General features: G+C 35.7%; 2 protein-coding genes and 1 tRNA gene. 2 read left to right on the forward strand and 1 reads right to left on the reverse strand.

What is annotated here, in order from left to right; genetic code table 11:
• Nucleotides 1-221: 221 nt before the first annotated feature.
• Complete coding sequence (locus PLH43_RS13065; RefSeq protein WP_324363832.1) at nucleotides 222-1,556, forward strand: extracellular solute-binding protein; 1,335 nt, start codon at nucleotides 222-224, stop codon at nucleotides 1,554-1,556.
• 57 nt (nucleotides 1,557-1,613) lie between these two features.
• Entirely contained in the window at nucleotides 1,614-3,809 is a 2,196-nt protein-coding gene (locus tag PLH43_RS13070) for a methyl-accepting chemotaxis protein (RefSeq protein ID WP_324363834.1), read from the forward strand.
• Nucleotides 3,810-4,140: 331 nt separating this feature from the next.
• Here PLH43_RS13070 and PLH43_RS13075 read toward each other — a convergent pair.
• Nucleotides 4,141-4,227, reverse strand: a tRNA-Leu gene (locus tag PLH43_RS13075).
• Between the last annotated feature and the right edge of the window lie 370 nt (nucleotides 4,228-4,597).

Here is a 4,597-nt window from a genome sequence, read left to right on the forward strand (position 1 = left end):
TACCAAGAATTATATTGAACGAAGCTATTTAATGTGATATAATAAAAAATAAAATTATATAAATTTCTATTGTTCAACATGACATTTCTTACATTTATTTGATTTTCTTAGAAACTTTTCGTTTTATACTGCTTGCGAATAATTTGATTTTAGAATTATTTGTATGAGTGTTTATATGTTATTTCATTGTTTTTTAGTATTCCAAAAAGGAGGAAAAACGTATGAAAAACATGAAGTTGAGTTTGTTGTTTTTCGCGATTTTGCTAACTTTTACGTTTATTACCGGTTGTGCAAAAAAGCCTGCCAGTGCAGAAGAAAATCCAAAGCCGTCGGTGAATTACATTCCGGATCAAAGATTTGATTTGAACGGGTATACCGTTAAGATTGCTCAATGGTGGGATGCAAGTCCGAAGGATGATGCAACTATATCACGCTACAAGCTAGTGGAAGAGAAATATAATTGCAAAATTGAGCATATAACCATTACATGGGATCAGATTGTAAGCAAATTTACTTCATCGGTATTATCGGGAGAACCGATAGCAGACATTGTTTTGTTTGAAATGACCAGGGCTCTTCCGGTGCTTGCCGAATCGGATCTTATAATTCCGGTGGACGACTATTTTAACTTTGATGATTCGAAATGGCCTCCTATAATCAAGCAAGTAGGAAAATATAAAGGAAAGCAATATGGATTTGCGAACTTTTCCTGGAATTTGTCAGGTATTTTTTACAATAAAGCATTGTTTGAAAGACTGGGATTGCCTGACCCATATGAGCTTCAGGAGAGCGGAGATTGGACATGGGAAAAATTTGTACAAATAGCACAGGAAGCAACAAGAGATGAGGATGGGGACGGAGAAAATGACGTGTGGGGATTGGCAATTCAAGCCCATAATTTATATTCTCCTCTTGTTTTATCAAATAATGCCAACATAATAAATTTTGATGAGAACGGTAAAGCAATTTTTGCTCTTGATGATCCGAATGCCATTGAAGCCCTCCAGTTTTTTGGAGACTTGTATAACAAGTATAAGGTTGTGTCACCTGCTATTGATTCCACTGACTGGTATGAGGCTCCCAGAAAATTTGCCAGCGGCAATATTGCCATGTTTTTCGGACAAGGCTGGGACGGACAGGATTTCAAAAAAACGTTGAAGGATAATTTTGGTTTTGTATTTTTCCCGAAAGGACCTAAAGCATCCGACTACATAGTTCCTGTTATGCAGGAATCCAAGATATATGTAATGCCCAAACATGCAAAGCATCCTAAAGAGGTAGCTAAAATTTTTGAAGAAGTATTTATATTTTACAACGACATGGCAGGTTTCAAGTACTGGACCGATACTTTTTTGGACACCTATAAAGAGCGAGATACCGCCAGAAAGATGCTTGACAAGGGAAAGGTCTCAATGCATCAGGGGTATCCTACCTTTGACAGTATGCTTTTTAATAAGATAGCTGATCAAATTATAGATAAAAATGTTCCGGCAGAAACCTTTATAATAAACATTAAAGATGAAGCACAAAAAGCTCTTGATTCTGAGTTTGAATGATAAATTAGATTCATTAAAGCAAGTACTTCCAGCTCAATCAGGTAGGAGGCTATTTTCATGAAATCCACTAATTCGACAGACTGGTTTTATGCAATTACGAAATTTTGCAAAAAAACAATAAAAAGTGTGGTGAAAAAATTCAAGAAATCATATTTTTATTGTGTCAAGTTTGATAAAATACTTGATTTCTTTAGTGTACCTTTAAGAAGTATCAGGATACGGACAAGGCTTTTTATTTCTTTTACTTCCATTGCCCTGATACTTTTACTTGTTACCGGTTATCTGTCCTATAGCAAATCCAGCAAGGCTATGAGAACGAAAATCAGCACTTATTCAATACAGGTAACAAATCAGCTGGGCGGTATAGTGGATAGAGAAATGGACAAATATGGGGATTTTCTGAATGATTTTTCTTCAGAGAGAACGCATTTTCAGGATGTTTTGGTTAAAATTACAGATCCCGGCACGGATATGTTTTCCAGAAAGGTACTGATAGAAGATGTTCAAAACTATATGTCCCAGATGGTAGCGACTTTGGGCAATAAAATTGAGTTGATGAAAGTTGTGGTAAATAGTGAAATTGAGGCGGTGTATGGCAATATCAATATAATTGCAGCCAAAGATATGGATAAGATTATTGAAGATATTGAGAGCTCGCAGGAAATTAACAATTTCGGATTTTATGTTCCGGGAAACGTCCAGGGAGAAAAGAAGTGCTATCCGATGATTACCAAAAAAATCATATCGGTTAGAACAGGAAAAAAGCTGGGATATATTATTTTTGTTTTGAAGGATGACTTTTTGACAAAAGAGTACCAAGATGTGGATTTGGGAGAAGAAACCGGTATTTTTATAATGAATGAAGAAGGCGTTGTGGTATCAAGCAATAATAAAGGAATACCTATAGGTGATAGATTTCAGGATGAGGAATTCATTAATAATTTGGCAATAAGCAAAGATAAAGGAATATATTCTTTCCCGGCAACCGTAAACAGCAAACATTGCCTGATTACGTTCACTTACCTGAATGAGTATGGATTGTATCTGGTCAGCAATATTCCTTACTCATACCTCAACAGGGAATCCAACAACCTGTTGATGACGATAATTATTGTGTTTGCAATCTGTTTTTTAATTACTGTTTTTCTATCCCTTATAATAACCCGAAGTATTTCTTCACCTTTGCAAAAGCTTGTGGAGTTAATGAAGATAAACAGTGACGGATGTCTTACTGTTGATGAGACCGACAGCAACAAAGATGAGATTAGTGTTGTAATAAAAAACTTTAACGATATGATTGAAAACATAAGAAAAATAGTATTAAAAGGCAATGAATCGTCAGAGCGTGTTCTGGAAAGTTCGCAAAAAATAAGGCTGTCGGCAAATAAGTCGATGGGTCTTACATCGGATATTGCTTCCACTATGGATGTGATAGCCCGGGGCTCGGCAAAACAAGCGGAGGATATTTCCGATGCGGTTAATTGGATGGATAAGCTGTATGAGGGAGTAAAGGAAGTTGAATCCAAAACCATTTTTGTATCCGATATTGCAAATAACACTCACATATTGAGCGAAACTGCCCTTGGTGTTGTTGAAGAATTGAAAAATAAATCAATGGAAAGTAAAGAGGTGACAAACAAGATAATTTATGACATCACATCGCTAAATAACGATATGAAGGAAATAAAGAAGATTATAAAGATGATTTTGGATATATCGGGTCAAACAAAATTGCTTGCATTAAATGCAACTATTGAGGCAGCCAGAGCAGGTGAGGCGGGAAAGGGATTTGCCGTGGTGGCTTCCGAAGTAAAAAAGCTTGCAAATCGTACAAAGGATGCATCAAATGTTATAAACAACTTATTGAACACCATACAGCAAAAAACCGAGTCCACAGTGGATTATGCCAACAGCACCAGTCATATAATAAGCCAGCAGTTGGAATCGGTAATTCAGACGGATAATGCGTTTAAGACCATACGTGGAGGAATGGCGGATATTTCCGAGCAAATTAACAATGTGCATAATTCGGTAAAAGAAATAGTGTCGCTAAATGAGATGGTAAAAAATGCATTGGGCAATATCGCTGTTTTATCGGAGACGGCGGCTGCAACATCACAGAATGTGTCTTCAAATTCTCATGAACAACTGATGGGAGCCGAAGAACTGTCGGAGTATGCGGAGCAGCTGAACAAAATGGCGCAAGAGCTTAATGAAACAATGTCCATATTTAAAATCGGTGCAAAGCAGTAATATTACGTTTATAAATTAAAGTTTAGAAATTATTAATAAATTATTCATAAGTTTTTAATAACTATCGGGTAATATTAAAATAACCAGTGAAAAACCTTTTATTATAGATTTAATCTTCTATACTGTGGAGCCATAAGCAGGCTCCCTTTTGTTTTCTTATAAAAAACCATGCCCTTATGAGACGTCTTTATTCTTTGATCGGACGAATATCTTTATTGATTCTACAATAAAAGCTCGGGACATCAATTCCCTTCGCTTTTGCCTCTTTCATTTCATTCCAAGAGGCCAAATAAAAGGAGTAGCCAATGGCTACTCCTTTTCGAAGCTTTATTGGTGCGAGGAAAGGGATTTGAACCCTCACAACCTTGCGGCCACTAGAACCTGAATCTAGCGCGTCTGCCAGTTCCGCCATCCTCGCATTAATAAGTGCAATAAATATTTTACATTAAAAACTGTAATAATGCAAGAAGAAAATTTTATATTTTTTATAAAATTAAAAAAAGTCTAGGCATAAGGTAAAAAATATGATAATATTGTAACTACGAATGTAGTAAATTGTTCCAATGAGATAATAGAAAATTACTGTACTTTCTCAACTCAAAACATAAAGATTTAAGATTGCTGTACCCGGTTTTTTGTGAGCTTTGATGTTATTTATGCAATTTATGATAAGAATCCGAAGGATTGATTACATTGATTACAATGGGGAGGGCATTTTAATGAGAAGTTTGAGTCGGTAAGTTGTAAAATTAATTGCCCAAACATGATAAAAAAGAAGTGACTCAAAT

It is taken from the genome of Acetivibrio sp., assembly GCF_035371925.1.
In the GTDB taxonomy this organism is placed as follows: Bacteria; Bacillota; Clostridia; order Acetivibrionales; family Acetivibrionaceae; genus Hungateiclostridium.